The sequence below is a fragment of the Herbaspirillum chlorophenolicum genome (assembly GCF_001189955.1).
Classification (GTDB): Bacteria; Pseudomonadota; Gammaproteobacteria; order Burkholderiales; family Burkholderiaceae_D; genus Herbaspirillum; species Herbaspirillum chlorophenolicum.
On record NZ_LFLT01000103.1, the window covers coordinates 1 to 3,508 of the forward strand.

The 3,508-nt window shown below is 48.0% G+C and carries 2 protein-coding genes; both read right to left on the bottom strand.

Going from position 1 to position 3,508, the window contains the following annotated elements; translation table 11 throughout:
* Nucleotides 1-1,097: hypothetical protein (locus AKL28_RS23150; protein ID WP_050470646.1), on the bottom strand; the 1,097-nt coding region annotated here is incomplete at its 3' end.
* A gap of 271 nt (nt 1,098-1,368) precedes the next feature.
* Nucleotides 1,369-3,162, bottom strand: a complete 1,794-nt coding sequence (locus AKL28_RS23155; RefSeq protein ID WP_050470647.1) for a hypothetical protein — start codon at nt 3,160-3,162, stop codon at nt 1,369-1,371.
* Between the last annotated feature and the right edge of the window lie 346 nt (nt 3,163-3,508).

Genomic DNA, 3,508 nt, shown 5'->3' on the forward strand with positions numbered 1-3,508 from the left:
GCTCCAATCGCTAGCCCGCCGATATCTCCCGTCGCAGTACCGACCGCACCGCCAAGGACATAGCGCAAGATCTTTCCTTTTACACCGCTTATCCAGTCAACCGACGTGACACTCGTCATGTATTCCGAAACGATATTCGCGTCGGGGCTAATTCCGCCAATCCACTCTCTAAACTTCTGTGATTTATCCAAGACCCGCAAGAAGTCATCAAAGGTCTTCTCGCCGCTATTTATAACCTCGCTAAGCGATGGGCTGTTGGGAAGTACGATTTCATGGAAATTATCAAGTTCACGCCGGTCGATACCAATCCGTGTCAATAACATCGCGTGACGCACCTTGATGACTTCCGAGCTGATCTTCGATGTGTATAACTCACCACCGTAGTAAGCCGCCAGATGCGTATCGGTGGTGGCTGCTAAAAGCTCAGTCAGAATTGAGGCTTTGGTAATTGCATCTAACGTCGGCGAGAATCTTGCTCTATTGTTGTTGATAGCATTGATGTCAAGATCAGTGGTAACAATGTATTCCTGTTCAGACTCAAACAAATCAATCTTGAAGTCATGCCGAATATCTTCCGCACCAACAGTGTTTTCAACTATTTTTCGCGTGGCTGCCTGGAGATATGGAGCATTAGTTAAACCCTTCACCATTGCCTTGATCACGCCTCCTTTGACGAAATCATCGGCCGTCAGGCGTTTCATCGGAACTTTGGCTATGAAAATTGATGCCAGGCGCTCTCGCTGTTTCTTGTCGTAGCCATAGCGAGCTAGCGTGAGATATAACCTCTCTCGACGATTATTAGCGACGGCGCCAGTTGCGTCCCCAGACAAGTAGAAGCCAATAGGCGTGTGATATTCGAATACGCCACGCTTGGTCGTGCTGATCCCGAGTGTCTCTTCGCAGTAAACCGCAGTGACATTTTTTCTTCCGAGCAAGCTCAGAAGCCCCTCCATTCGAATACTCTCAATCAGGTGGCTCAAGGTTGAGTGGTCCAGAACCAAATGGACATTCTGGTAGAAGAGCAGCGCTTCAGCTAACTCTCCAAGCGATATCGGCGGGCCGTCGATCAACCTCTTTAACACGATTTTCTCAAACATCCCTCCCCCTTTTCTTAACTACGCTCTTTTGAACTCAGATGGCAGCAACTGAATGACGGCCGCATGACCGGCCTGAAACAACTGGTCCGGACTTAAAATTAGTCCATGCGGCAAGCCGCAATAGAGCTGGGGTGGTTGCCGGAAGCGTAGCCTGCGATGCCGGTGGCCGGTATTTTAGTGACGCCAGCAACGCAAGCACCTCATGATCATCAATACCGCGAATTAGCTCCTGGAATTGTCTTTCACTTAGTTGATGCGTTTTTCTTTTTTGCTATAACAGTGGGTAGCGAAAATCCTTTCCGCTATAAGCTATTAATTGAGTTTTACCCATCGCAATCTCCCACTTCGTGAAGAGATGAAGATAGGTCCCTAACTTATTCTCCACGTTCTTTCCAAAATTAAGCGGGTTCGCGGGATCGATCGCATCATTCCACGCCGCGTATGCTTTTGTCAGATCACCGACTTTATCCAATGCCACTTTCGTCAATTTAGTCTTGACCGTCTTGACATCGGCCTTGGAATGCAAAGTTGTCTCACTCTTTAGTAAATTCCTAAACGTATTCCATTCATAGAGCGCCACACCATCCTTGACAGCGAAATCAAGGTTCTCCACATTGTGGATCACAATAAAGCCTGTATTTTTGACCAAAAATTCCGAGTCCACTTTAGCAAGGAAGGACTCCCGAACACTAGCTCGCTGCAGCGATCCTCGAACCCTCTCCAATAACTTAGGAGATCCCAATTGGCGCTTTGCCGAATCTAACTGCCGCATCGCGTCCTTGAATTGTCCGCCAATTGAAAACTCTTTCAACTCATCACGTAGATAGGCGTGTTGGGTTTTAACGCGATGTTTCACCTGACAGAAGTAGATTCGGTCCAATTCATAGTCGATCACAAACAGGTCAATATCGTATTTTTCCTCTTCCTCTCGACCTGCCTTTACTTCTCCGGCAAAAGCAAAGCGTGAGTTTCGTACACGTTGGGCGACATAAAGGGAGATGTATTGCTTATCAAACCAATCTCCGCGATGTGGCATTACCTTGAGGAGAGGCGAGATGTAGAGCCCCAAGGAATACCGCAACGATAGATTCTTTAACTTGAGCGCCCCTTCCGGCATCATCGCCAGCAGCATGTCTCCAGCACCTTTCGATACTGAATCGCTAAGTAGCATCTGAATTTCAGCTGCAGAAAAACCAGCGCTCTTAACCGTTTCCAAATCATATTCTTCGGCGAATGTCGTATCAGAAATCGGGTCAAAATTGGTTCTTCGCTCTTTCAATGTCGTGAAATGGCTCTTCAAGAAGAAGTAGACGATCAGTTCGGCGCGACGCCGTAATTGCAAATAGATCGTTTTGTCTTCGTTGGCGATCAATCCAATGAACTGCGGATGCAGCGACAAGACCTTATCGATACTCATATCGACAAAGTCCAAAAAAGCCGGCGCACGTGATTTGACGGCTTGCTCGAGACTGTCATACTCTTCTTCGATGATATCTATTGTCGCTTCTCGCCAGAACATGTCGGCTAAATTGCTCTGAAAAGCGGCGTGATGCCCGAACCAATAGAGCCGCAATCCCTCCCTCAGATCCTCCGATACATCAATTTCCAGGCGAAATTTTGAAGCCCCCTGCGTCGTCACCTTGGTAAGCAAATAGAAGAACGCCTCGGCGTACAAGTACAGCGCGGAGAAGGCGATCTGCACCTCTCTCTGCAGGTCGTCAAATACGACATTGATTTCATGTAGATCTTCACGTGCCTGCCCCGCATACTGCTCCATCTGGTGTAGCGCGAGGTCGTCCATCTCGTGCAATGCACCTTGCTTAGTGGTCATATAGACGTGAACGCGCATTTCTGCCAGCCGATGGCGCAACAAGCGCTTGGGTACAGGCAACCCCAACGCGCCACGGCACATCTCTTGCAGCTTTTTGTATTGCCGTACCAATGATGAGGGAAAATGCCGCGTCAAAAGGCCTTCTTCAATTTGCCATGGCTTGTACAACAACTGTATTGCCACATCGTTCTTATCGCCCGCGACTTCACGTTCCAGATGCTTTAATAGATACATTTCCCCACCCTAAATCTTGTTATTTATGTATCGGGAATTTTATCAGTCTGAACATTTTTGGCTTGAACACGTATCCGGCCTCCTACAACGATTTGGAGGATATTGTCAGCGATAGTTAGTCCGCCACCGGCCAGAAGACGACATTAGAGAGAAACGATTGCCGCATACCATACCCGTTAAACTAGTTGTATTCGATTTGGACGAGACGCTGGTACATGCGAGTATGGAGCCATTGGCACAGCCTGCGGATTTGCGATTCTGGGACTATTTCATCTATTAGCGCTTATGAGCAGGTGATGTATGCCCCTTATGTCGAAAATGGGGAGCCGATTGAAGTGATTCGGAC

Excerpts from the sequence above, each read along its gene's own strand:
- AKL28_RS23155 (WP_050470647.1), bottom strand. The coding sequence starts at position 3,162 with ATGTATCTATTAAAGCATCTGGAACGTGAAGTCGCGGGCGATAAGAAC.